Genomic DNA, 23,902 nt, shown 5'->3' with positions numbered 1-23,902 from the left:
CCACCCCCGTCCGGGCGTTTTCCGGCAACTCCCCGGGCCGGGGGCTGGGCCTAATCATAATTGTACCCCCCCGGGGGCCAAGGCCCGCGGGGCGCGGAAGCGTCAATCCTGCTTGCCGAGGAATGACGGCCCTTCGCCGATGATCTTCTTGTCTTCCTTGCCGATGATTTCGAGATCGCGCCCCTCATAGGGCAGAGACGACAGGATGCGCCGCATGATCGCCAGCCGCGCGCGCCGCTTGTCATTGGCCCGTACGATGATCCACGGCGCGAATTCCTTGTGGGTGCGCTCGAACATTGTGTCGCGCACCTTGGTGTAGTCGTCCCACTTGGTGATGCCTGCAACGTCGATGGGGGAAAACTTCCAGCTCTTCAGCGGGCTGTAGCGGCGGTCGTGGAAGCGCTCGAGCTGCGTTTCCCGGCCGATGTTCAGCCAGAATTTGAAGAAGTGGATGCCCTCGTTGGAGATCATCCGTTCGAAATGCGGCGTCTCGTCGAGAAACTGCTCGTGCTGCTGCGGGGTGCAAAAACCCATCACCGGCTCGACACCGGCGCGGTTGTACCAGGACCGGTCGAAAGTGACGAATTCGCCTGAAGTCGGGAAGTGGTCGACATAGCGCTGGTAGTACCATTGACCAAGCTCGGTCGGGGTCGGCTTGGTCAGCGCCACGTTGCGTGCCGTGCGCGGATTGAGGTACTGGCGCACCACGAAGATCGTGCCGCCCTTGCCGGCAGCGTCGCGGCCCTCGAACAGCGCCATCACCCGTTTGCCGGTCGACTGCAGCCAGGCCTGCGCCTTGACCAGCTCGATCTGCAGCTTCTCGAGCATCTCGTCATACTCGTCGCTTTTCATCTTCTTGTCGTAGGGATAGCCGCCGGCGGTCAGCTTGTTGTCCTCGACCCAGTCGGGAAGCACGGGATTATCGATGTCGAACTCCCTCTCCTTGCCGCCGATCCTGATCTTCAGCGGCCCCGAAGTTGGCGCGGCGGGACTTTCCTTGGCTTTTTTCATCGAGACGAACCCTTTCCAGCTTCCGGACTCATGCTATGGGGAGCCACTACAGCGCCGCGCGTCCGTTTGGATGCGCAAAGGACGCTGTAGCACTTTTAATTTGCGCATGATCCTTTCCGAAAATCGATTCCCGATTTTCGGGGTCATGCGGCAAGCGATCTGGTGGAAGTTTTCCGCCACCGTGCGACCGGGTGCGAAGACATTGGGGGGCAGGTCACGAGCGAATGGCTGACCTGGACACAGAGCAGAGAGGCGTCACGCAAACCATGGCCGCACGGCTGTGGAATAGCCGCTGGCTGCTTGCGGCCGGTATTGTTGCGGTTCTCGCTGTTTATGCCTTGGCCGGGATTTCAGCCTATGTCGTCCCCGCGGCGCTGCTGTTGCTGCTTGCAGCGGCTATACTGCCGACCGCCGCCGCGCGCCAATCCACCGACAGCGGCGCTGCCATCGAGGCCATCGGCCTGCAGCGGCTCTCGGGTGAATATCTGGCCGCCGCCGTCGCCGATCCGCTGATCATCTTCGACCGGGCTGCCACCATCGTGCATGCCAACGCCGCCGCCTTCGCCGCTTTCGGTGGCATCGCGCCAGGCATGTCGCTGTCGCTGAAATTCCGGGCGCCGGAGATGCAGACCCTGCTGGACGGCGTGCTATCCGGCGATGTTGCCTCGGATGTCGTCGACTACATGGAGAAGCTGCCGGTCGAACGGGCCTACCGGGTGAGCGTGTCCTCGGTCGGTCACGCCACCGATCTCTATGTGCTGGTGTTCAAGGACCAGAGCGAAGCACGCAGGATCGACCGCATGCGCGCCGACTTCATCGCCAATGCCAGCCATGAACTGCGCACGCCGCTCGCCTCAATCGCCGGCTTTATCGAAACGCTGCGCGGGCCAGCCCGCAACGACGCGGCGGCGCGCGACCAGTTTCTGCAGATCATGCAGAGCCAGACCGGTCGCATGGCGCGTCTGATCGACGATTTGTTGTCGCTGTCGCGGCTCGAGATGAAACCCTATCTGAAGCCGGGAACCGAGGTGGACCTGCGGCAGACAGTCGACAGCGTCATCGATTCGCTCGGACCGCTGGCCAGCGAAAACGCCGTTGCCATCGAGCGGCACTACGCCGATGGGCCGCTTCATGTGCCTGGCGATCGAGATGAGCTTTTCCAGGTTTTCGAGAACCTCCTGGAAAACGCCTGCAAATACGGGCAGTCTGGTGGGCGCGTGGTTGTATCCATAGCGCATGGCGATGCCGGATCAGAGCCGGGCATCGACGTGACGATCAGGGACTTTGGCCCCGGCATTCCCGAGGAGCACATTCCGCGCATTACCGAGCGCTTCTACCGCGTCGACGTCGAGACCAGCCGGACCCAGAAAGGCACCGGCCTCGGCCTGTCGATCGTCAAGCATATACTGACGCGCCACAACGCCCGGCTTTCGATCAAGTCCGAAGTCGGCAACGGCGCGGCATTCTCGGTTCATTTGCCGACGCACTGATATCGCCCTAATTCAAGGGGACTGTTTCTTTTTTCTGTCATCCGGCTAGCGTATCAGCGGGGATTCGAGGAAACGACTCAAAATCAAAACATCCCGTGGGAAGGCATTTTGCCATGCAGTCCGTGCACATCGTCAGCGCCTATGACGAGGAGTTGAAATATCTGTCGAAGCGCATCGCCGCGATGGGCGGCCATGCCGAGCGCATGGTCGAACAGGCGGTCGCCGCTCTCGTCAATGCCGACCCAGGCCTTGCCCAGAAGGTCGTCCGCGACGATACCGTACTGGACGAGGGCCAGCGCGAAATCGACGACAAGGCGATCATCATCATTGCCAAGCGTCAGCCGATGGCGGGGGATTTGCGCGAGATCGTCGGGACCATTCGCATCTCCGCCGACCTCGAACGGGTTGGCGATCTCGCCAAGAACGTTGCCAAGCGGGTGGTCGCCGTCACCGACGGACGCCAGCCAACCAGCCTGTTCCGCGGCCTCGAGGCTCTGTCCAACCTGGCGTTGACCCAGCTCAAGGAAGTGCTCGACGTCTACGCGTCTCGCTCGGTGGAGAAAATCGGCTTCGTGCGCGATCGTGACGACCAGATCGACGCCATGTACACATCGCTGTTTCGCGAATTGCTGACCTACATGATGGAAGATCCGCGCAACATCACGCCCTGCACGCATCTGCTGTTTTGCGCCAAGAACATCGAGCGTATCGGTGATCACGCCACCAACATAGCCGAGACCATCTACTACATCGTCACCGGCGATCAGTTGCCGGCTGAGCGGCCCAAGGGCGACAAGACCGACAAAATCAGCCTTTCCGGGACGCAGCCGCTGAAGTGAACGCGCCTCTCGAACCGTAATCCGATTTACGCTAAGCTTTCCGGGCTTTGCCTCTATCCTCGTCCGTGGATTTGCTCCGGGAGGTCGTGATGGAAAATGTTCGGAACCTGACCCCGGCGCCTGGGCCGACATCCGGCATTATCGCTTGCGGCGTCTACACGGCCGGGCGCCGCATCGCCGACATTCCCATCGAGGAAGCCGGCGAATGGGCAAAGAAATCCGGTCATGTCGTCTGGATCGGCCTATTGGAGCCCGACCGTAACCTGTTGCTGCGCGTCCAGGCGCAATTTCACCTGCATGAGCTGGCAATCGAGGATGCCGAGCACCCGCACCAGCGGCCGAAGATCGAGCAATATGGCGACGCCTTGTTCATCGTCGCTCGCACCGCGCAGCTGATCGACGGTCGGGTCACCTTCGGCGAGACCCATTTGTTTGTTGGCTCAGGCTACATCGTCAGCGTCAGGCACGGTCCTTCGACGTCCTATGCCGCCGTTCGGCAGCACTGGGAAAGCTGCCCGCACTCGCTGGCCAAGGGTGAGGATTTCGTCCTTTACGCCATTCTCGATTTCATCGTCGACAATTACATGCCGGTGCTCGAGCAGATCGAGGACGAGGTCGAGGCGATCGAGGACAAGGTTCTGCTGAAGCCGATGACCGCTCCCGACATCGAACGGCTCTATATGCTGCGCCGCGATCTCCTACGCCTGCGCAATGCCGCGCTTCCGCTGGTCGAAGTCTGCCGACGGCTGACCAGCGCCGAGCTGCCGCAGATACACACCGCCATGCATCCGCTGTTCCGCGACGTCACCGATCACATCCGCACCGTCCAGGAGAAGATCGACAGTCTGCGCGAGGTGCTGGCGTTCGCTTTCGAGGCGAGCTTGCTGGTCGGCCAGAGTCAGGAAACCGCGAACACCAAGAAGCTCGCCTCCTGGGCCGCAATCCTGGCGGTGCCGACGGCGCTCGCCGGCATCTACGGCATGAACTTCAGCGACATGCCGGAACTGAAGATGGAATACGGCTATCCGGTGGTGCTGGGCGCTATCGTGCTGATCTGCACGTTTCTCTACTGGCGGTTCAGGAAGAACGGGTGGCTGTGAGGGTAGGCAGTAGGCAGTAGGCAGTAGGCAGTAGGCAGTAGGCAGTAGGCAGTAGGCAGTAGGCAGTAGGGCAAGAAATTCAGAGCATATTGCCCCTACTGCCTACTGCCTACTGCCCAATCCCTAACTATCGGCTCCGCCGCCGCTCCGATGCCGGCTGGAATGCCACGCGGGCGTGGTACTTGCAGTACGGACCGGTTTCGGCGGCATCGTTGCCGCAGAAATGGAAGTCCTCTGAAAGCGGATCGCCGTTCGGCCATTTGCAGGTCCGCTCGGTCAGCTCGACCAGCTGCAGATGCCGCGAGATCGGCAGCACGACATTCTCAACCGGACGGATATAATGGCGCGCCACCGGTTCGGCGTCGAACTGTGTCTGCAAGGCCGTCGCGCCGATCGATGTCGTGACATGGCGTGCCGTGGTTGCAGCGCGTGATACCGATTTCTGGACGGTCGATCCTTGTGCCGCCTTTTTCTGGCGTGCCGGCGTGGCGGTCGAGCGACCGCGGCCCGAGAGTTTCAGCCGATGCACCTTCCCGATGACCGCATTGCGGCTGACCCCTCCAAGCTGCGCAGCAATCTGGCTTGCGCTCAGACCCTCCGACCACAGTTTTCTCAAGAGTTCTACCCGCTCGTCAGTCCAGTTCATGAGACCGCGCTCCTCTAAGCGTGCGGCAATCGGAATCCTTCTCCCGACCCGGCAACATTTGCCGGGGCAGACACCACATATATCTGGTGATTAGGTCCGCCGCACGAAATCTAGTTATTTCTCGACTACAACTACTCTATGCGCTGACTCGGTGACAAGAGTCCCAAGTGCAACACGAATCGGTTTTTTCGGTTTTCCCCAACTTGCCCGGTCGCTTATGAGCCGGCGTCCCGTCAGGGGGCTTGCCGCGCGCCACTACGCGACGTTTTCGTTGACTTCATGGCCGAAAAACGGGATAAGCCGCACAGGCCGCCGCTTTGGCGGCTTTTTTGATTTTCCGGTACCGGAGACGCATATAATGAGCGGTTCGGCGCTTTACGAGACCTTTGCTCGCGCACCCCTGGCCTTCGACCACGGGGAAGGCACATGGCTGATTACCGACAAGGGCGAGCGATATCTCGACTTTGCCGGCGGCATCGCCGTCAATTCGCTGGGCCACAGCCATCCGCATCTGGTCGCCGCACTCACCGAGCAGGCAGCCAAGCTGTGGCATGTCTCCAACCTCTACGAGATCCCCGGGCAGAGCCGGCTTGGCGAGCGGCTGGCCGACGCCACCTTCGCCGACAAGGTGTTCTTCACCAATTCCGGCGCCGAGGCGCTGGAATGCGCGATCAAGACGGCGCGCCGCTGCCAGTTCGTCAACGGACACCCCGAGCGCTTCCGCGTCATCACCTTCGAAGGTGCCTTCCATGGCCGCACGCTGGCGACCATCGCGGCCGGCGGCCAGTACAAATATCTCGAGGGCTTCGGCCCCAAGGTCGAAGGTTTCGATCAGGTCAGTTTCGACGACATCGACGCCGCCGAAAAGGCGATCACGCCGGAGACGGCCGCCATCCTGATCGAGCCGGTGCAGGGCGAGGGCGGTATCCGTCCGGTGCCGACGCAATCGCTGAAGCGGCTCAGGCAATTGTGCGAACAGCACGGCCTGCTGTTGATCTTCGACGAGGTCCAGTGCGGCATCGGCCGCACCGGCAAGCTGTTTGCGCATGAATGGTCAGGTGTAACGCCAGACATCATGGCGATCGCCAAGGGCATTGGCGGCGGCTTCCCGATGGGTGCCTGCCTTGCCACGGATGAAGCGGCCGTCGGCATGACCGCTGGCGTGCATGGCACCACGTTCGGCGGCAACCCGCTGGCCATGGCAGTCGGCAACGCCGTGCTCGACGTCGTGCTGGAAGACGGCTTCCTCGAAGATGTCCAGCGCAAGGCGCTGCTCATGAAGCAGGGGCTGGCGTCGGTCGCCGACGAGTTTCCCGAAATCATCGAGGACATCAGGGGTGCCGGGCTGATGCTCGGCCTCAAATGCGCCATGCCCAACACCAAGGTGAACATGGCCTTGCGCGACCAGCACCTGCTGGCGGTTCCGGCCGGCGACAACGTCATTCGCCTGTTGCCGCCGCTCACCGTCACCGACGCCGAGATCCATGACGCGCTCAACCGCATTCGCGCCGGCGCCAAGGGCCTGGCGGAGGCGATCGCTTCCGCCGCGGCGAAGTAATCCCGGAACCATTGCTGATGTCAGTTCGCCATTTCACCGATCTTTCCGCCGTTTCCGAAGGCGATTTGCGCTTCATGCTGGACGATGCGGTGGTGCGAAAGGCGCGCCTCAAGGCCGGCGAGCGCACCAAACCGCTCGAAGGCAAGGTGCTGGCGATGATCTTCGACAAGCCGTCGACGCGCACACGCGTCTCCTTCGACGTCGGCATGCGGCAGCTCGGCGGCGAGACCATCATGCTGACCGGCACCGAGATGCAGCTCGGCCGTTCCGAGACCATCGCCGACACCGCCAAGGTGCTGTCGCGCTATGTCGATGCGATCATGATCCGCACCACCTCGCATGAGCGACTGCTGGAGCTGACCGAGAACGCCACCGTGCCAGTGATCAACGGACTGACCGACGACACCCATCCCTGCCAGCTGATGGCCGATATCATGACCTTCGAGGAGCATCGCGGTCCGGTCGCCGGCAAGACCATCGCCTGGACCGGCGACGGCAACAATGTGCTGCATTCGCTGATCGAGGCCTCGGCCCGGTTCCGCTTCAACCTCAACGTTGCCGTGCCCGAAGGCAGCGAGCCGGCGCAGAAGCACATTGACTGGTCGCAGGCGCATGGCGGCAAGCTGCACTTCACCCGCTCGCCCGAGGAAGCCGTCGACCAGGCCGACTGCATCGTCACCGATTGCTGGGTGTCGATGGGCCAGGAGCATCGCGCCCGCGGCCACAATGTGTTCTCGCCCTACCAGGTCAATGCCAAGCTGATGGCCAGGGCCAAGCCGGACGCGCTGTTCATGCACTGCCTGCCGGCGCATCGCGGCGAGGAGGTGACCGACGAGGTCATCGACGGACCGCATTCGGTGGTCTTCGACGAGGCCGAGAACCGGCTCCATGCCCAGAAGGCCGTGCTGGCCTGGTGTCTCGGCGCTTGAAGTGTCTCGGCGCTTGATCCCCAGGAGCTTGATCTGCGGGGGTGTGATGCCTATTTGCGCCGCATCACGCAAATCAAGCGCGTTTCGACGCATGCGCCCCGGAGGGCGGCATGGCCGCGCCCTGGAGCTTTGTCATGTTGGAAACCTATCAAGTGACTGAACATCACCCCAAACTCGGCGAATTTGGCTATGCCGGCGACGATCACGTCGTGCCGTTCGAGGTCGGCCCGCTCGATGTGCGGGGCCGCACGGTCCAACTCGGGCCGATGCTGGACGCCATCCTCGGCCGCCACGATTATCCCGAGCCGGTCGCCCGCCTGCTGGCGGAGGCCTGTGTGCTGACCGTGCTGCTCGGCACTTCGCTGAAGTTCGAGGGCAAGTTCATCCTGCAGACCCGCACCGACGGGCCTGTCGACATGCTGGTCGCCGATTTTTCCACGCCCTCGGCATTGCGCGCCTATGCGCGTTTCGATGCCGACCGGCTGGAAGCGCTGGTCGCGGCCGGCGAAACCTCCCAGCAGACGCTGCTCGGCAGCGGCGTGCTGGCGCTGACCATCGACCAGGGCGCTCACACGCAGCGCTATCAGGGCATCGTCCAGCTCGACGGCGAGACGCTGGAGGATGCTGCGCGCACCTATTTTCGTCAGTCGGAGCAGATCCCGACGGATCTCAGGCTGTCGGTGGCCAAGCTTTTGACGCCCGGTCCCAGCGGCGCCCGCGAGCAGTGGCGCGCCGGTGGTATCCTGGCGCAGTTCCTGCCGCAGTCGCCCGAGCGCATGCGCGTCCCGGACCTGCCGGGTGGCGATGGCGATCCGCGCGAGGAGATCCACGATCCGGCCGACAATTCCTGGCAGGAGTTGCTGGCGCTGCTCGGTACGATCGAGCCGACCGAACTGATCGACCCGACGATCGGCGCCGAGCGGCTGCTCTACAGGCTGTTCCACGAGCATGGCGTGCGCGTCTTCGGCGGCGTTCCGGTCGCCGACCAGTGCTCGTGCTCCAAGGACAAGATCCGCGGCATCCTCGAGGGTTTTTCCGCCCAGGAGATCAAGGACAGCACCGAAGACGGCGGCATCCACGTCGCCTGCGAATTCTGCTCGAAGCAATATGATTTCGATCCGGCGGAATTTGCGGCCCAGTAGAGAAAAAAACCACGCCTCACCGGCCGCTCCGCGGCCGGTGAGGCGAAATCAATTCACCGTCCGCCGCGTCCCCGGCAGATCCAGCGAAAACGCCGGAATGGCGATGTCGAACGTCTCGCCCCGCTTGTTGCGCATCGTGTAGTGCCCGACCATGATGCCGGATGGTGTCGAGAGCGGGCAACCGGACGTGTACTGGTAGCTGTCGCCGGGATTGAGTTCGGGCTGGTCGCCGACCACGCCGGGGCCACGCACTTCCTCGACCCGGCCGGTGCCGTCGGTGATGTGCCAATAGCGCGACAGAAGCTGCACGAAATCGTCCGACTGATTGTCGATCGTTATCTGATAGCCCCAGACATAGCGGTTCTCCGAGGGATCCGAACGGTCCTCCAGATAGAACGGCCTGACCTGCACTTCGATGTTGCGCGTGACGGCGCTATACATAAGCGGCTCCAAAACAATCTAGAGCATGATCCTGAAAAGTGGGAACCGGTTTTCAGAAAAGATCATGCTCAAAGAAACAGAGATAGAGCCCCATCCCGGTTCAATCGGGATGGAACAGGCTCTAGGTCGAACTTTCGGCGCTCCACGCGGGCTGGTCAACGGTGCGCGTCCTGTCATTGCGGACGGAACCGCAGGTGGCGGCAAAGAATGTCATTTAAGTGACACATGACAATGATGGTGTGCGCCGACCAGTGCCGCGCGACTCGGGCGCTCTGTCGAATTGTTGAATCGGTCGTCATGCCAGCCAGATTGTTCTGGCGGACCGGTTTTCCTGGAGTGACCGGATCTCGATGGAACTCACTCTCATAGCCGCCACGCTTTCAACTGCCCTCATTCTCTCAAATCTCGCCAGCATCGTGCTCGCCGCTTCGCGTCTGAAACGGCGCCGCGCCATTGCCGCGCCGGCCGGCAAGCCACGGCCGGTGTCGATCGTCGTGCCGTCGCGCGGCGTCGAGCCGTTCACGCAGGAGACGCTGGAGCGCGCCTTCTCGCTCGACTGGCCGTGCTACGAGTTGATTTTCTGCGTCGCCCATGCCGACGATCCGGTGGTCAAATTGATAAACAGGACGATCGTCCGGTTTTCGAAAGTGCCGGCCCGGCTGCTTGTCGGCGACGACCGCATCAGCGCCAATCCGAAACTCAATAATTGCGTCAAGGGCTGGGAGGCGGCGCGGCACGACTGGGTCGTCCTGGCCGATTCCAACGTGCTGATGCCGAGGGACTACGTCCAGCATCTGATGGCTGCCTGGCGGCCCGGCACCGGCCTTGTCTGCTCGACGCCGATTGGCTCGCGGCCGGCCGGCTTCTGGGCCGAGGTCGAATGCGCTTTCCTCAACACGCTGCAGGCGCGCTGGCAATATGCCGGCGAGGCGCTCGGCCTGGGCTTTGCCCAGGGCAAGAGCATGCTCTGGAACAAGCCGATGCTCGACGCCAATGGCGGCATCCGCGCGCTGGCCGCCGAGATCGCGGAGGATGCCGCCGCGACCAAGCTGGTGAACAGTCTCGGCCTGCGCGTCAATCTCGTCGCCGCCCCCTTCGAGCAGCCGCTTGGCCGGCGCTCTTTTGACGAGATCTGGTCGCGTCAGGCCCGTTGGGCGCGCCTGCGCCGCGTCACTTTCCCTCTGTTCTTCGCACCCGAAATCCTGACCGGCGCCGTGGTGCCGCTGGTGCTTGCGCTGATTGCCGCGGCCAGTGCCGGCTTCAGCCTCTGGGCAACCGCCCTTGCAGTGCTGGTAGCCTTCTACCTTCCCGAGTGCGCGCTGGCCTGGTCCAAGGGCTGGTACCTGTCGCCACGCATGGTCACGGCGATCATGGCGCGCGACCTGATCCTTCCGGCGATGTGGGGGCGCGGCTGGCTCGGCGGCGCCGTCGACTGGCGCGGCAATGCGATGACCATCGGCACCAAGACGGCCGAGCTGGAGGAGACGCCGTCCGGCGCCTGAAGGCCCTACCTGGCCTTCAGCGCCTGCGCGATGTCCTCAAGCAGATCGTCGGTGTCTTCCAGCCCGACCGACAGCCGGAGCGTGCCCGGCCCGATGCCGAGCTCGGCGCGCGCCTCGTCGCTCAGATTCTTGTGCGTCGTCGTCGCCGGGTGGGTGATCAGGCTCTTGGCGTCACCGAGATTGTTGGAGATCAAGACGATGTCGAGCGCGTTCTGCAAGGCAAAGGCCGCCTGCTTGCCGCCCTTGACGTCGAGGCAGATCAGCGTCGAGCCGCCCGCCATCTGCTTCTTGACGATATCAGCCTGCGGGTGGTCGGCGCGGCCGGGATAGATGACGCGGGCGATCTCCGGCCGCTCGGCCAGGAAATCCGCGATCCGGCCGGCACTTTCCGTCTGCTGGCGCACGCGCAGCGGCAGCGTTTCCAGGCCTTTCAGCAGCGTCCAGGCGTTGAAGGGTGACAGGCTTGGGCCGGTATGGCGGAAATAGTCGTGCAGGTTCTCGTCGATCCACTTCTTGTCCGACAGGATCACCCCGCCGAGACAGCGCCCCTGGCCGTCTATGTGCTTGGTCGCCGAATAGACGACGATATGGGCACCGAGCTGCAAGGGCTTCTGCTGCAGGGGCGTGGCGAAGACATTGTCGACGATCAGCCTGGCGCCGATCGAATTGGCAAGCGAAGCGACAGCGGCGATATCGACCACTTCCAGCGTCGGATTGGTCGGGCTTTCCAGGAAGAACAGCTTGGTGTTCGGCTTGATCGCCTTTTCCCAATTGGCGATGTCGGTGCCGTCGACCAGCGTCGCCTCGATGCCGTATCTCGGCGCCAGCGTCTCGACCACCCAGCGGCAGGAGCCGAACAGCGCACGCGCCGCCACGATATGGTCGCCGGCCTTGGCGCTGCACAGAAGGGCGGCCGTCACCGCAGCCATGCCGGACGCGGTGGCGCGGGCGTCTTCGGCGCCTTCGAGCGCGCACATGCGTTTTTCGAACATGTCGACGGTCGGATTAGCGTAGCGCGAATAGATGAAGCCCGGTTCCTCACCCTTGAAACGGGCCTCGGCGGCCTGCGCCGTTTCGTAGACATAGCCCTGGGTGAGGTAGATCGCTTCCGACGTTTCGCCGAAACCGGAACGCAGTGTTCCGCTGTGCACGAGTGCCGTCTGAGGCTTCCAGTTGTGCTTCTTGGTGCTCATCGCTCTTCTTCCAGACACAAAAAAACCGGCCGCGAAAGTCGCAACCGGTCCATACGGCCTTGCGGCCCGACGGTCCTTTAGCGACTTGTTTAACGTGGCTGCAAGCCGACCGGCCAAATCACCACGGGATAACGACCCTTTAGACCCGCACCGCGCTTGCGTCAATTGCCGGCTTCATTAAGAGGTTTGTACCAAGCAGGTTCCGCAAAAGTGTTCCACGGTTTTGCGACAAGAACCTGCGACAAGAAAAACGTCTGACCTAGGAGTGGAGCCTTGCGGCAGACAGGCATTCTTCCCGATCAGGACATTTCAGCGCTGTTCCAGTCCGGCGCGCTGAAGTCGGCGCGTGCGCTCGACGCCGACCAGATCCAGCCGGCCAGCCTCGATCTCAGGCTCGGCGACAAGGCCTGGCGGGTGCGCGCCTCCTTTCTGCCCGGCCCCAACCACAAGGTTTCGGAAAAGCTCGACCGGCTGCAACTGCACGAGATCAATCTTGCCGAGGGCGCGGTGCTGGAGACCGGCTGCGTCTACATCGTGCCCTTGCTTGAAAGCCTGGCGCTGCCGGCGGACATTTCGGCCTCGGCCAATCCGAAGAGTTCGACCGGACGGCTCGACATCTTCACCCGCGTCATGACCGATCGCGGCCACGAGTTCGACAAGATCGCCGCCGGCTATCATGGCCCGCTCTTTCTGGAAGTCAGCCCGCGCACCTTCCCGATCGTGGTCCGCACCGGCTCACGCCTGTCGCAGATCCGTTTCCGCACCGGCAATGCGTTGCTCTCCGAAGCCGAGTTGCACGACCTGCATCGCACCGAGATGCTGGTCGCCACCGAGCCGCCGAACATTTCCGGCGGCGGGATCGCGCTGTCGATCGACCTCAACGGCGATCAGAACGGCCTGGTCGGCTATCGCGGCAAGCATCACACCGGCCTCGTCGATGTCGACAAGCGCGCGGCCCAGGAGGTCGTCGACTTCTGGGAGCCGATCCACAAGAGCGGCGCCGGCGAACTGGTGCTCGATCCCGATGAATTCTACATCCTCGTCAGCCAGGAAGCGGTGCACGTGCCGCCGCTCTACGCCGCCGAGATGACGCCCTTCGATCCGCTGGTAGGCGAATTCCGCGTCCACTATGCCGGCTTCTTCGATCCGGGCTTCGGCCATTCGGCGTCCGGCGGCACCGGCAGCCGGGCGGTGCTGGAAGTGCGCAGCCATGAAGTGCCGTTCATCCTTGACCACGGCCAGATCGTCGGCCGGCTGGTCTACGAACATATGCTGAAGCGGCCGCAGGCGCTCTACGGCACCGATCTCGGCTCCAACTACCAGGCGCAGGGCCTGAAGCTGTCCAAGCATTTCCGCGCCGCGCGCTGAATACTTGATCAGGCGGAGCTCTTGTGAAAACTCGGCCAGGAGATGGTTCGTACTGGAAGAGCGGTGAGTTCAATGAACGACCCCTATGACGACATCTTATCGCTAACCGACAGCAAACCGATTTGGTGGGATGTCCATGACGTGCCGCGCTTTGCTCCGTTTCGTCCAGGCATGGGCGCGTATGGTAGGCCAACGGAATGCCTCCTTGTATTGGCTCGGGCGCGCGGTGGTCCTGAATATCTGCAGTTGATATGCGGGCACACCGCCCAGTTTGAGAGAGCCGATCATCTGACCCGGTCGAAGACTTTGGCAATGGGCGAGCCTCCAGCAGGTTTGCATGCCGAGAACGGCGACCTGAGTGTTGAGCCAGTCAAAGTGCTGGAGTATTGGCGGCGTGATCCAAATCCATTTGCCAAGTGGCAAAGGCTACCTGAATTTGAAATCGACCTAATCGATTGATGGCCTTCGGTCCCGACCAGACTCAGCTTGCCTGACTCTGCCCCGCCATGCTTGGTTACGCTGACCTTGAAACGAAACACTGCAAGGGGAACCAAGAAAATGCAGATTTCAAAATGGATCGTATCGGCAGCAGGCGCTGCCATGCTGGTGATGGCTGCCGGCTCTTTGTCGGCGCAGGCGGCGGAGAAAATCAAGATCGGCACCGAGGGCGCCTATCCGCCGTTCAACACCATTACGGCCGACGGCAAGGTGGAGGGCTTCGACATCGACATCGCCAATGCGCTGTGCGCGCAGATGAAGGTCGAATGCGAAATCGTCACCCAGGATTGGGACGGCATCATTCCCGCTTTGCAGGCCAAGAAGTTCGACGCCATCATCGCCTCGATGAGCATCACCGAGGAGCGCAAGAAACAGGTCGCCTTCACCAACAAATACTATACGACACCGCTCGCTCTGGTGGCGCCTAAGGACAGCGATCTCACCTCGACCGAACCGGCGGCCCTTGCCGGCAAGACGGTGGGCGCCCAGGCTTCGACCACGCAGGCCGACTATGCCCAGAATGAATATGGCAAGGCGGGCGCTGAGGCAAAGCTTTACCCGACCCAGGAAGAGGCGATCACCGATCTGCAGAATGGCCGCCTCGATGCGGTCATTTCGGACAAGTTCGTGCTGGTGGACTGGATGAAGAAGGCGAGCGAAGGCTGCTGCAAGATGATTGGAGACGTCAAGGGTACGGAGACGCAAGCCGGCATTGCCGTGCGCCTGGAAGACACGGCCCTGCGCGACAAGCTCAACGCCGCAATCGACGCCATCGTCGCCGACGGCACCTACAAGAAGATCCAGGCCAAATATTTCGACTTCGATATTTATTGAGACGTCGAAGCCGCCAATCTCCCCCCTCGTGGGGGAGATGCCCGGCAGGGCAGAAGGGGGGCGCGAGGGATCGCGACCTCTCTGCACCAGCAGACTGGTTCGAAAGAAAAACTAAGTAGGATGGAGACGTTGGCGGGACAGCGCCCCCCTCTGGCCTGCCGGCCATCTCCCCCACGAGGGGGGAGATCACGCTGTCATCGACGCCTCACAGCGCCTTCACAGCCACCTTCACCGGCTGCTCGATCTCCAGCGGGTTGCGCAGCGGCAGGCCGAAATCCCCGGCCTCGATCTCGAACACATCGCCGGCCTCGGTCTTGATGCCGTCGGCGAAGGACAGCGTCGCCGTACCGAACATATGCACATGCACGTCGCCCGGCTGGCGGAAGGCCGCGTATTTGAAATGGTGATGCTCGAGATTGGCGATGGTGTGCGACATGTTCGCTTCACCGGACAGGAACGGCTTTTCCCACAGCACCTCGCTGTCGCGCACGATGCGCGAGGTGCCGCGGATATCGGGCGGCAGGTCGCCGATCAGGATTTCCGGACCGAACGAGGCGTTGCGCAGCTTGGAATGGGCGAGGAACAGATAGTTCACGCGCTCGGTGACGTGGTCGGAAAACTCATTCGACAGCGTGAAGCCGACGCGGAAAGGTGCGCCGTCATCGCCGATGACATAGATGCCGGCCACCTCGGGCTCTTCGCCGGCGTCCTTGGCAAAGGCCGGTGACAGGAGTGCGGCGCCTGGCGCCACCGCCATCGTGCCATTGCCCTTGTAGAACCATTCCGGCTGCACGCCGATCTGGCCTTTCGCCGGCTTGCCGCCCTCCAGCCCCATGCGGAACATCTTCATGGAATCGGTGAGCTGCTCCTCGCCGTCGGCGCTCAGCTTCTTGTGCATGGAATCGCGCGTTGCGGCGGAGCCGAGATGCGTCAGCCCGGTGCCGGTCAGGTGCAGATGCGCCGGATCGGGGTGATTGATCGGCGACAGCAGCCGCCCCTTCTTGTAAGCGGCCTCGAGATCGACCGTCTCGCCAAGCCCCTTGCGTTCGATCAGCGCGACGAGGCCGACGCCGGTGCGGGCGGCCTCCATCGCCAGCGAATAGACGCTGCGGGCGCCATTGATGATCCGGGTCTTGCCGCCATTGCGGGCGACGACGCGGATGGTCTCGGCGTCGTCAAGGATCTGGGAGATCAGCATGATGAATCCTCTCTCATTTGCCTTGGCAGGACTGCCAAAACGGCAGACCTTGCTCGGCGCGGCCGGGACCTCGTCCATGCCACGGTTTAAATTCTCAGTTCGGATTGCGCTCGCGGGCCTGGTCCCTCAGGGACTTCTGTTACCGGCGGGTTGCCGGCAGCGCCGCGATCGTATGCCTCCTGCTTGCCTCGACTAGAGCAGTTCACCGTTTCACGGAAACGGCAAACCGCTCTAACTCATTGTCTTGGTGCAATTCCGGGCGGAAAACCGTTTCACACTTTTCCTGGAATTGCTCTTAAGCCCGTTCAAGCCTTGTTCTTGTTGTAGACGTCGAAGATCACGGCACCGAGCAGCACCAGGCCTTTGACCACCTGCTGCCAGTCGACGTTGACGCCCATGATCGACATGCCGTTGTTCATCACGCCCATGATGAAGCCGCCGACCACCGCGCCGATGACCTGACCGACGCCGCCCATCGCCGAGGCGCCGCCGATGAAGACGGCGGCGATGACGTCGAGCTCGCTGCCGAGGCCCGCGGCCGGCACCGCCTGTCCCAGTCGCGCCGCGATGATCAGGCCGCCGAGCGCCGACAGCACGCCCATATTGATGAACACCATCAGCGTCAGCCGCTCGGTGTTGATGCCCGACAGCTGCGCGGCCTTGGAATTGCCGCCCATGGCGTAGATACGGCGGCCGATGGTCATGCGCTTGGTGACGAAGACGAACAGCGAGATCAGCACGCCCATGACGAGCAGCACCACCGGCAGGCCCCTGTAGCTGGCGAACTGGTAGACCAGGAACAGGGCCAGCGCGCTGCCGACCAGCGTCTTGACGACGAACAGGGCAAAGGGCTCGGCCTCATAGCCATGGCGTTCGCGCTTGCGGCGCGTCCTCACCCCGAAATAGGCATAGGCCAGCACGGCGATCAGGCCCAGCACAATCGTCGTCATGTGCAGCGTCAGGCCGCTGCCCAGGATGGTCTTGCCGGCCGCGTTCACCGTCGGCGGGATAAGCGTCAGTGGCCCGATGACATCCGGAATGAAGCCGGAGCTGAGCGCCTTGAAGCCATCGGGTAGCGGCCCCACCGAGGATCCGCCGCCCAGCAGGGCCTGGCAGATGCCGCGGAAGATCAGCATGCCGGCCAGCGTTACGATGAAGCTCGGTATTCGGTGATAGGCGATCCAGTAGCCTTGCGCGGCGCCGATCGCGCCGCCCACGATCAGGCAGATGATCGACACCACCAGCGGATTGCTGAACGGGCCGAGCGGCCAGATGACCATCATCATCGCCGCCAGCGCGCCGATGAAACCGGCGACCGATCCGACGCTGAGGTCGATATGGCCGGAGACGATCACCAGCAGCATGCCCAGCGCCATCACGATGATGAACGAGTTCTGCTGCACCAGATTGCTCAGGTTCACCGGCTTGAACAGCGTTCCGTTCGTGGTGAACTGGAAGAACACCATGATGGCGATCAGCGCCAGGATCAGGCCGTACTCGCGCAGGTTCGTCGTCAGCGCCGAGACGGCGATGCGTGGGCGCTGCTCTTCGGCGACGTTGCCCTGCGGGGCGGGGGCGCTTTCGGTGCTCATGCTGCTTTTCCTTCTCCACGAACGATGGCACGCATTATTTTTTCCTGGCTTGCTTCCGCGGCGGGCATTTCGCCCACGATGCGCCCTTCGTTCATGACGTAGATGCGGTCGGTGATGCCGAGCAATTCCGGCATTTCCGACGAGATGACCACGATCGCCTTACCCTCCGAGGCGAGCCGCGCGATGATCGTATAGATTTCGTACTTGGCGCCGACATCGATGCCGCGTGTCGGCTCGTCGAGGATCAGCACGTCCGGGTCGGCGAACAGCCATTTCGACAGCACCACCTTCTGCTGGTTGCCGCCGGAGAGATTGCCGGTCATCTGATAGACGCTGGACGCGCGGATATTGGTCTTCTTGCGATAGTCGTTGGCAACGGCGAGCTCGCGCATGTCGTCGATCACGCTGTGGCGCGAGACGCCGCCAAGATTGGCCAGCGTGATGTTGTGCTTGATATGGTCGATAAGGTTGAGACCGTAGGTCTTGCGGTCCTCTGTGACGTAGGCGATGCCGTGTTGGACCGCCTTGCTCACCGAGGATACGTCGACCGGCTTGCCCTTGAGCAGCACCTCGCCGGAGATGCGGCGGCCGTAGGAGCGGCCGAACAGGCTCATGGCGAATTCGGTGCGGCCAGCGCCCATCAGCCCGGCAATACCCACCACTTCGCCCTTGCGCACGTTGATGTCGATACCCTTGATCACCTGCCGCTCGGCATGGATCGGGTGATAGACCGACCAGTTCTTCACTTCGAACACGATCTCGCCGATATCAGGCTCGCGCGGCGGATAGCGGTCGTCGAGTGAGCGGCCGACCATCGAAGTGATGATGCGGTCTTCAGAGATGTCCTTCTTGGCCAGCGTCTCGATGGTGCGCCCGTCACGAATGACCGTGACCTTGTCGGCGACCCGGTTCACCTCGTTGAGCTTGTGCGAGATCAGGATCGAGGTCATGCCCTGCCGCTTGAATTCGAGCAGAAGGTCGAGCAGCGCCTGGCTGTCCTTTTCGCTGAGCGACGCCGTCGGCTCGTCGAGGATCAGGAGCTTGACTTCCTTGCTCAACGCCTTGGCGATCTCGACCAGCTGCTGCTTGCCGACGCCGATATTGGTGATCAGCGTCTTGGGGTCCTCCTTGAGGCCCACCTTCTTCAACAGGGCGCTGGTGCGCGCCTCGTTGGCATTCCAGTCGATGATGCCGTATCTGGCGTGCTCGTTGCCGAGGAAGATGTTTTCGGCGATCGACAGCATCGGCACCAGCGCAAGTTCCTGGTGGATGATGACGATGCCCTTGCGCTCGCTGTCATGGATGCCTTTGAACTGGCATTCCTCGCCGTTAAAGATGATCTGGCCGTCATAGGTTCCTGAGGGATAGACGCCCGACAGCACCTTCATCAGCGTCGACTTGCCGGCGCCGTTTTCGCCGACCACGGCATGGATCTCGCCTTCCTCGACGCTGAGGTTGACGTTCGACAGCGCCTTCACGCCGGGGAACGTCTTGGTGATGTCGCGCATCTCCAAAATCGTCGAGGCCATGGGACAACCGCTCCTTGAGAGCTCGGCAAACATTGCCGGCGAGGTCGGCGACAATACCGGGCTCGCTAGTGAACGAAAAGGGGCCCTGCGTTGCGCAGGACCCCTGACTTTGTAACCGGGGTTACTTCAGCTCGTCGGCCTTGATGTAGCCGGAGTCGACGACCAGCGCCTGGTAGTTCGACTTGTCGACCTCATGCGGCGTCAGCAGGATCGAAGGAACGACCTTGACGTCGTTGTTGTAGGTCTTTTCATCGAGGCCGTCCGGCTTGCCGCCCGAGAGCACCTTGTCGACGAGTTCGACGGTGGCCTTGGCCAGTTCGCGGGTGTCCTTGAACACGGTCGAATACTGCTCGCCCGTGATGATCAGCTTGACCGAAGCGGTCTCGGCGTCCTGGCCGGTCACAACAGGCCACGGCTGAGCCTCGGTGCCGTAGCCGACGGCGCGCAGCGAGGCGGTGATGCCGCGCGACAGGCCGTCATAGGGCGAAAGAACGCCATCGACGCGGCTGCCGTCCGAATAGTTGGCCGACAGCAGGTTGTCCATGCGCGCCTGGGCGGTGGCGGCGAGCCAACGCAGCGTGCCGACCTTGTCCATGCCGGTCTGGCCGGACTTGATCTTGATCGAGCCGTCGTCGATCAGCGGCTGCAGGACGGAGATGGCGCCATTGTAGAAGAAGAAGGCGTTGTTGTCGTCGGGCGAGCCGCCGAACAGTTCGACGTTCCACGGCTTGGTGTTCGGGAAACGCTCCTTGAGGCCCTTGACCAGCGAATTCGCCTGGATCACGCCGACGCCGAAATTGTCGAAGGTGGTGTAGTAGTCGACATTGGCGGTCTTCTTGATCAGGCGGTCATAGGCGACGACGACGACGCCCGCGTCAGCGGCCTTCTGCAGAGCATCCGACAGGGTGGTGCCGTCGATCGAAGCGATGATCAGCGCCTTCGGGCCTTTGGTGATCTCGTTTTCCAGCTGGCTGAGCTGGTTGGGGATGTCGTCCTGCGCGTATTGCAGATCGACGGTGTAGCCGAGAGCCTCGAGCTGGGACTTGACGGCGTCGCCGTCGTTGATCCAGCGCTGCGAGGTCTTGGTCGGCATCAGCACGCCGACGAGACCCTTGTCGGCTGCGTGCGCCGAATAGGTCATGGCAGCGATGCCAAGGGCCGCGACGGCGGCCAGTGTCTTGATGATTTTCACTTTAACTCTCCCTGGTTGATGGACGCGGCACCCCGGGGGTCGCGGGCCGCGCAATCGTGCAGAAGCGCCAAGGCACTGCTGCCGTCATATCGATCTCCGGTATCCTCCCATGGCCCCGAGACGCTGATTCAATCGATACGATTTTGCTCGTCAGCGACCGTCACGTCTTGGAACGCGCGGAGGGTGTGGGTCTTTGCCATAACTGTCAAATGCGATCTTTGATGGTTGCTATATCATGGTTGGTATATGTATTGCGACGTGACGGGCTGACCCCGATGTCGGCCTAACACGAGCAGAAGGCAGGGAAAGCGATGGCGCGGCCCGGGAATCCGACAACAGCTTCAAATGGTTACAGAGAAGCACCGGGCGATGGCGAAACCCTGCTGCGCAGCGGTCTCAGTCTGCGTCACATGCGCATGATCGTCGCGCTCGACGACCATGGCCGGGTCAGCGCGGCAGCCCAGGTTCTGAACATTTCGCAGCCGGCGGCCTCGCGCATGATCGCGGAGATGGAGGCGGTGCTGGAGGTCAAGCTGTGCGAGAGGCTGCCGCGCGGTATCACCTTGACGCCATACGGCAAGGCTTTGGCCAGGCGCGCGCGCTCGATCCTGCTGGAGATGCGCGAGGTCGACCGCGAGATTTCCGAGCTCAAGGCGGGCAAGGGCGGTTCGGTTTTCCTGGGTGCCGTGACCGCGCCGGCCATCGAGTTGGCGGTGCCGGCAATTCGTGAAATCCGCCGCATTTACCCGCGTATCGAGATCACCATGCAGGTCGAGACCTCCAATGTGCTGGCACGTGAGCTGATCGCCACGCGCCATGACTTCATCATCGCGCGCATCCCCGACGATCTCAATCCGCGGCTGTTCGAGTCGCGCGTCATCGGCGTCGAGAAGGCCTGCCTGATCGTGCGCCGGGGCCATCCGCTCACCAAGGGCGAGGCGGTGCGGCTGGAAGAGACCGCCGCCTATGACTGGGTCTTCCAGTCTGGCGGCTCGCCCTTGCGCCAGGCGATGGAGAGCAACTTCCTCAACCGCAACATCGCTCTGCCGGACCGCATCCTGAACACCAGTTCGCTGCTCCTGACCCTGGTCATGGTCGCGCAATCCGATGCCATCGCACCGGTCTCTGTCCAGGTGGCGAAATTCATCCAGAACCCTGACGGGCTGGCCGGCGCCATTGACGTCGTCCAGACCGAATTCGACATCGAGGTCAGGCCCTACAGCCTGATCACGGTCAGGAATCGCGCGCTGTCGCCGGCCGCCAAGATGCTGCACGACTTCATTCTGAGGGAAGTGGGATGATGGCTGGCCCGGGTAGGTTGTCCGGCGAAAGCACCGCCAGGCCGAGGCTAGAGCAGTTCACCGTTTCACGGAAACGGCGACCCGCTCTAACTCCTCGTTTTGACGCAATTCCGGACGGAAAACCGTTCCTGGAATTGCTCTAGCGAAAGCGAACTGGGAACATTGTTTCCCGCCAATGCGTTCATGATCTTGCAAGGGACGATTTCTTCTGGAGGCTGAACATGCGCAGCTTCGAAATCATCGATCTGCTTTACGTGATCGAGGCCTGCAAGCACGATCGATCGGTCGGGAATTTCGTTTCCATGGCTGAAGGCGTGGAAGAATTGCGGGTGTTGACCGGCGATTTCGTTTCATCGGATGACGTGGCAGCAAACGCCCTCGCAACGGTGGCGCTTGCGCGAGGCTGCTCGGTTGTGTTCGACGAACAGGCAGGCGCTGAAATGGTTCTGACGCCTTAGACTGGAGCGGGTAGAGGGAATCGAACCCTCGCGTTCAGCTTGGGAAGCTGACAAGCTACCATTACATCATACCCGCGTGCGCCCTCGTTACCATGACGGCCCGGCTTCGGGCAATCGCAAAGCGGTCTGTTCTCACGACGGTCGTGCTGCGGATCACGGCGCGCCCGCGGCCGTGAATTGCCGTTTTGCCTCCGCGACCTTATTGCCGGGGGCGAAGCTTGGCCAGTATTTCGAGATGGCCAGCGTCGCGCCGGCGGAAGAGAAGTGGCCATAGTCGAAGTAGAGAAATTCATTGGTCGTGGCATCGGCGTATGAACAACCGGCCGAGTCGCACAGATACGTCAGCGGATCTATGAAATCGGCCCCTTTGGTGAACGGCAGAACCCGTGCGTTGATGTTCGGATCCATAGCCATCGGCCAGGATGTGGTTCCGGCATGCTCCCGTTTCACCAAGAAAGCGATCTTCTGGACGTCGGCGATGAATTCCGGAGACTGGCCGACGGTATAGACCTTGACCCCCATCTCGCGAAGCCGATCGATCGTCTTCTGCAGGCCGTCGAAGCCCCTGGCCTGGTAGTCGGTCCATCGGCCGCTCAAGATCACCGCCTGGATGTTGGCGTCGCGAATAATCGACAAGGCCCGTTCGTTGAAGCGGGTGCAGGCGGGCCGAGCATAGGAAAAATAGGTCAGGTCGGGCGGACAGCCGGCATAGGTGTATTGGATGACATTGGCCTGGATTTTCTGGGCGTTGGGCTCAAGTCCCGGAACATAATGGGCAGCGAAAGAATCGCCCCACAGCAGCACATTGGTGGCAAAGCCCATTGTACGGGTGCAGTCGGCAAGGTTCCAGTCTTCGATGCGGGTCCCGTTTTCGTTGAAACAGATGCCGTTGCGCCAGTCGCCGACCCGGATACGTTCGGTCGAGAAATCCGGAAACCGTTGCGGGAAACCGTTGCCCAGTGCACCGGCCAAACCACCGGCGCACAGCAGCACGATTGCCGTCGCCGAAAAGGCGAAGATAGGCAGCGGGGCGGTATAGGCGCGTTTGTGGCGGAAGGGTTGCTCGACATATTTCCAGGAGAATGCCGCCAAGGCGAAACTGGCCACCGTCATCGCGATAATCGTTGGCACACCGACAGTCTTCAGGGAGAGATAATGGACGAACGAGTTGATCGGCCAGTGGACGAGGTAAAGCGAATAGGAAATGAGGCCGACCCAGACCAGCGGCGCCAACCGAAGCACGCGAGTGGCGACAGATGCCGGCCTGTCGGCGTTATCCTGGCCAGCATAGATCAGCAAAGCTGTTCCGATGCAGGGGAATAGGGCGTTGTAGCCGGGGAACGGATCGCTGTCCGAAATCATCACAAAGCCAAATGCAATCAGGGCAAAGCCGGCGAGGCCGATCAGGTCCGCCGCCAGCCGACTGGCTAGGACCGGAGGCTTCCGCAACATCAGCATGGCGCCCAGCGCCAGCTCCCATATGCGCGTCGGCAAGAGATAGAAGCCTGCCGTCGGTGCCAGCGAGGTTGCTATGACTGCCAGGGCAAAGCTGCCGACGGCCATCGGCAGAAGTACCGTCAGCCAGCGTTTCGAGACGTATCGGTAGATCAGATAAAGGAGGATCGGCGCGAAGATATAATACTGCTCTTCCACCGAAAGCGACCATGTGTGCAGGAGTGGCCGTAGTTCGGCGTCGATGGAGAAATAGTTCGTCGTTTTCCAGAAATAGATGTTCGACCAGAAGGTTGAGGCGGCGATCACGCTAAGGCTGAATTCGTGGAGATCCGAAGGCAGAAGGATGAACCAGGCGGCAATGCTCGCGAGCAGGATGACGAAGGTCAGCGCCGGCAGGATGCGCCGTGCGCGGCGCCAGTAGAAGCGGCCGATCGAGAACTGGCCCCGCTCAAGATCATCGAGCAGGCTGCCGCTGATCAGATAGCCCGATATGACGAAGAAGATGTCGACACCGGTGAAGCCGCCAGGAATGGCGGACACGCCGAAATGGAAGAGCACGACGGGCAGCACCGCAACGGCCCGCAGGCCGTCGATGTCGCGCCGGTAGTTCATCCGGCCGGCTCGCA

22 protein-coding genes, 1 tRNA gene and 1 riboswitch are annotated in these 23,902 nt (G+C 62.2%); of the genes, 13 read left to right on the top strand and 10 right to left on the bottom strand.

What is annotated here, in order from left to right; all coding sequences use genetic code 11:
* Positions 1 to 102 precede the first annotated feature (102 nt).
* Entirely contained in the window at positions 103 to 1,011 is a 909-nt protein-coding gene (gene ppk2, locus NKH97_RS27600) for a polyphosphate kinase 2 (RefSeq protein WP_023811346.1), read from the bottom strand.
* Positions 1,012 to 1,235: 224 nt separating this feature from the next.
* Between ppk2 and NKH97_RS27595 the strand changes: the two genes are divergently transcribed.
* The 3 genes from NKH97_RS27595 to NKH97_RS27585 all read left to right on the top strand — a co-directional run bounded on the left by NKH97_RS27595 (position 1,236) and on the right by NKH97_RS27585 (position 4,440).
* Positions 1,236 to 2,501: an ATP-binding protein gene (locus tag NKH97_RS27595; RefSeq protein ID WP_128304363.1), complete on the top strand. Its 1,266-nt coding sequence runs from the start codon at positions 1,236 to 1,238 to the stop codon at positions 2,499 to 2,501.
* A 113-nt stretch (positions 2,502 to 2,614) separates the two neighbouring features.
* Complete coding sequence (phoU, locus tag NKH97_RS27590; protein ID WP_023811344.1) at positions 2,615 to 3,340, top strand: phosphate signaling complex protein PhoU; 726 nt, start codon at positions 2,615 to 2,617, stop codon at positions 3,338 to 3,340.
* A gap of 89 nt (positions 3,341 to 3,429) precedes the next feature.
* A complete protein-coding gene (locus tag NKH97_RS27585; protein ID WP_023811343.1) occupies positions 3,430 to 4,440 on the top strand; it encodes a magnesium and cobalt transport protein CorA in 1,011 nt (336 codons plus the stop codon).
* A 127-nt stretch (positions 4,441 to 4,567) separates the two neighbouring features.
* Here the strand turns inward: NKH97_RS27585 and NKH97_RS27580 are convergent, their stop codons facing one another.
* Positions 4,568 to 5,086, bottom strand: coding sequence for a GcrA family cell cycle regulator (locus NKH97_RS27580; RefSeq protein ID WP_023811342.1), 519 nt, complete (start codon positions 5,084 to 5,086; stop codon positions 4,568 to 4,570).
* Between the two features lie 358 nt (positions 5,087 to 5,444).
* On the opposite strand from NKH97_RS27580, the gene NKH97_RS27575 reads away from it, so the two are divergent.
* The 3 genes from NKH97_RS27575 (at position 5,445) to NKH97_RS27565 (ending at position 8,715) form a co-directional block, all read left to right on the top strand.
* Positions 5,445 to 6,644: an aspartate aminotransferase family protein gene (locus NKH97_RS27575; protein ID WP_023811341.1), complete on the top strand. Its 1,200-nt coding sequence runs from the start codon at positions 5,445 to 5,447 to the stop codon at positions 6,642 to 6,644.
* A 17-nt stretch (positions 6,645 to 6,661) separates the two neighbouring features.
* A complete protein-coding gene (argF, locus tag NKH97_RS27570; protein WP_031213288.1) occupies positions 6,662 to 7,573 on the top strand; it encodes an ornithine carbamoyltransferase in 912 nt (303 codons plus the stop codon).
* A 110-nt stretch (positions 7,574 to 7,683) separates the two neighbouring features.
* Positions 7,684 to 8,715 carry an Hsp33 family molecular chaperone gene (locus NKH97_RS27565; RefSeq protein WP_352799183.1) on the top strand — a complete coding sequence of 344 codons (1,032 nt, stop codon included), beginning with the start codon at positions 7,684 to 7,686 and terminating at the stop codon, positions 8,713 to 8,715.
* Between the two features lie 48 nt (positions 8,716 to 8,763).
* On the opposite strand, the gene apaG is transcribed toward NKH97_RS27565, so the two are convergent.
* Positions 8,764 to 9,156, bottom strand: a complete 393-nt coding sequence (gene apaG / locus NKH97_RS27560; RefSeq protein WP_013533640.1) for a Co2+/Mg2+ efflux facilitator ApaG/CorD — start codon at positions 9,154 to 9,156, stop codon at positions 8,764 to 8,766.
* A 25-nt stretch (positions 9,157 to 9,181) separates the two neighbouring features.
* Between apaG and NKH97_RS27555 the strand changes: the two genes are divergently transcribed.
* Both NKH97_RS27555 and NKH97_RS27550 read left to right on the top strand, forming a co-directional pair.
* Positions 9,182 to 9,385: a hypothetical protein gene (locus NKH97_RS27555; protein ID WP_352554071.1), complete on the top strand. Its 204-nt coding sequence runs from the start codon at positions 9,182 to 9,184 to the stop codon at positions 9,383 to 9,385.
* A gap of 121 nt (positions 9,386 to 9,506) precedes the next feature.
* Positions 9,507 to 10,658 carry a ceramide glucosyltransferase gene (locus NKH97_RS27550; RefSeq protein WP_352752736.1) on the top strand — a complete coding sequence of 384 codons (1,152 nt, stop codon included), beginning with the start codon at positions 9,507 to 9,509 and terminating at the stop codon, positions 10,656 to 10,658.
* Between the two features lie 5 nt (positions 10,659 to 10,663).
* On the opposite strand, the gene NKH97_RS27545 is transcribed toward NKH97_RS27550, so the two are convergent.
* A complete protein-coding gene (locus NKH97_RS27545; protein WP_292564337.1) occupies positions 10,664 to 11,851 on the bottom strand; it encodes an O-succinylhomoserine sulfhydrylase in 1,188 nt (395 codons plus the stop codon).
* A gap of 57 nt (positions 11,852 to 11,908) precedes the next feature.
* A riboswitch (SAM riboswitch) is annotated at positions 11,909 to 11,986 on the bottom strand.
* A gap of 138 nt (positions 11,987 to 12,124) precedes the next feature.
* On the opposite strand from NKH97_RS27545, the gene NKH97_RS27540 reads away from it, so the two are divergent.
* The 3 genes from NKH97_RS27540 to NKH97_RS27530 all read left to right on the top strand — a co-directional run bounded on the left by NKH97_RS27540 (position 12,125) and on the right by NKH97_RS27530 (position 14,551).
* Positions 12,125 to 13,219, top strand: coding sequence for a 2'-deoxycytidine 5'-triphosphate deaminase (locus NKH97_RS27540; RefSeq protein WP_027039510.1), 1,095 nt, complete (start codon positions 12,125 to 12,127; stop codon positions 13,217 to 13,219).
* Positions 13,220 to 13,291: 72 nt separating this feature from the next.
* Positions 13,292 to 13,678, top strand: a complete 387-nt coding sequence (locus tag NKH97_RS27535; protein WP_128287794.1) for a hypothetical protein — start codon at positions 13,292 to 13,294, stop codon at positions 13,676 to 13,678.
* 99 nt (positions 13,679 to 13,777) lie between these two features.
* Entirely contained in the window at positions 13,778 to 14,551 is a 774-nt protein-coding gene (locus NKH97_RS27530) for an ABC transporter substrate-binding protein (protein ID WP_352720397.1), read from the top strand.
* Between the two features lie 205 nt (positions 14,552 to 14,756).
* On the opposite strand, the gene araD1 is transcribed toward NKH97_RS27530, so the two are convergent.
* The 4 genes from araD1 to chvE all read right to left on the bottom strand — a co-directional run bounded on the left by araD1 (position 14,757) and on the right by chvE (position 20,062).
* Complete coding sequence (gene araD1 / locus NKH97_RS27525; RefSeq protein ID WP_352720399.1) at positions 14,757 to 15,749, bottom strand: AraD1 family protein; 993 nt, start codon at positions 15,747 to 15,749, stop codon at positions 14,757 to 14,759.
* Positions 15,750 to 16,054: 305 nt separating this feature from the next.
* The gene (gene mmsB, locus NKH97_RS27520; RefSeq protein ID WP_352720401.1) at positions 16,055 to 17,341 is read right to left on the bottom strand and encodes a multiple monosaccharide ABC transporter permease; all 1,287 of its coding nucleotides are present in this window, start codon (positions 17,339 to 17,341) and stop codon (positions 16,055 to 16,057) included.
* A complete protein-coding gene (mmsA, locus tag NKH97_RS27515; protein ID WP_352720403.1) occupies positions 17,338 to 18,870 on the bottom strand; it encodes a multiple monosaccharide ABC transporter ATP-binding protein in 1,533 nt (510 codons plus the stop codon). The genes mmsB and mmsA overlap by 4 nt, the downstream gene beginning before the upstream one ends.
* Positions 18,871 to 18,991: 121 nt before the next feature.
* The gene (chvE, locus tag NKH97_RS27510) at positions 18,992 to 20,062 is read right to left on the bottom strand and encodes a multiple monosaccharide ABC transporter substrate-binding protein (protein ID WP_128305264.1); all 1,071 of its coding nucleotides are present in this window, start codon (positions 20,060 to 20,062) and stop codon (positions 18,992 to 18,994) included.
* A gap of 311 nt (positions 20,063 to 20,373) precedes the next feature.
* Between chvE and NKH97_RS27505 the strand changes: the two genes are divergently transcribed.
* Both NKH97_RS27505 and NKH97_RS27500 read left to right on the top strand, forming a co-directional pair.
* Complete coding sequence (locus NKH97_RS27505) at positions 20,374 to 21,363, top strand: LysR family transcriptional regulator (protein WP_127411597.1); 990 nt, start codon at positions 20,374 to 20,376, stop codon at positions 21,361 to 21,363.
* 221 nt (positions 21,364 to 21,584) lie between these two features.
* Complete coding sequence (locus tag NKH97_RS27500; protein ID WP_023813880.1) at positions 21,585 to 21,821, top strand: hypothetical protein; 237 nt, start codon at positions 21,585 to 21,587, stop codon at positions 21,819 to 21,821.
* Between the two features lie 2 nt (positions 21,822 to 21,823).
* Here the strand turns inward: NKH97_RS27500 and NKH97_RS27495 are convergent.
* Together NKH97_RS27495 and NKH97_RS27490 are read right to left on the bottom strand one after the other, a co-directional pair.
* A tRNA-Gly gene (locus NKH97_RS27495) sits at positions 21,824 to 21,897 on the bottom strand.
* Between the two features lie 77 nt (positions 21,898 to 21,974).
* The gene (locus tag NKH97_RS27490) at positions 21,975 to 23,888 is read right to left on the bottom strand and encodes an acyltransferase family protein (RefSeq protein ID WP_352720406.1); all 1,914 of its coding nucleotides are present in this window, start codon (positions 23,886 to 23,888) and stop codon (positions 21,975 to 21,977) included.
* Positions 23,889 to 23,902 lie beyond the last annotated feature (14 nt).

This window comes from Mesorhizobium sp. M0870, from assembly GCF_040319775.1.
In the GTDB taxonomy this organism is placed as follows: Bacteria; Pseudomonadota; Alphaproteobacteria; order Rhizobiales; family Rhizobiaceae; genus Mesorhizobium.
Note: the sequence above shows the minus strand (reverse complement) of the source record. Positions and strands in the feature narration are given on the sequence as shown.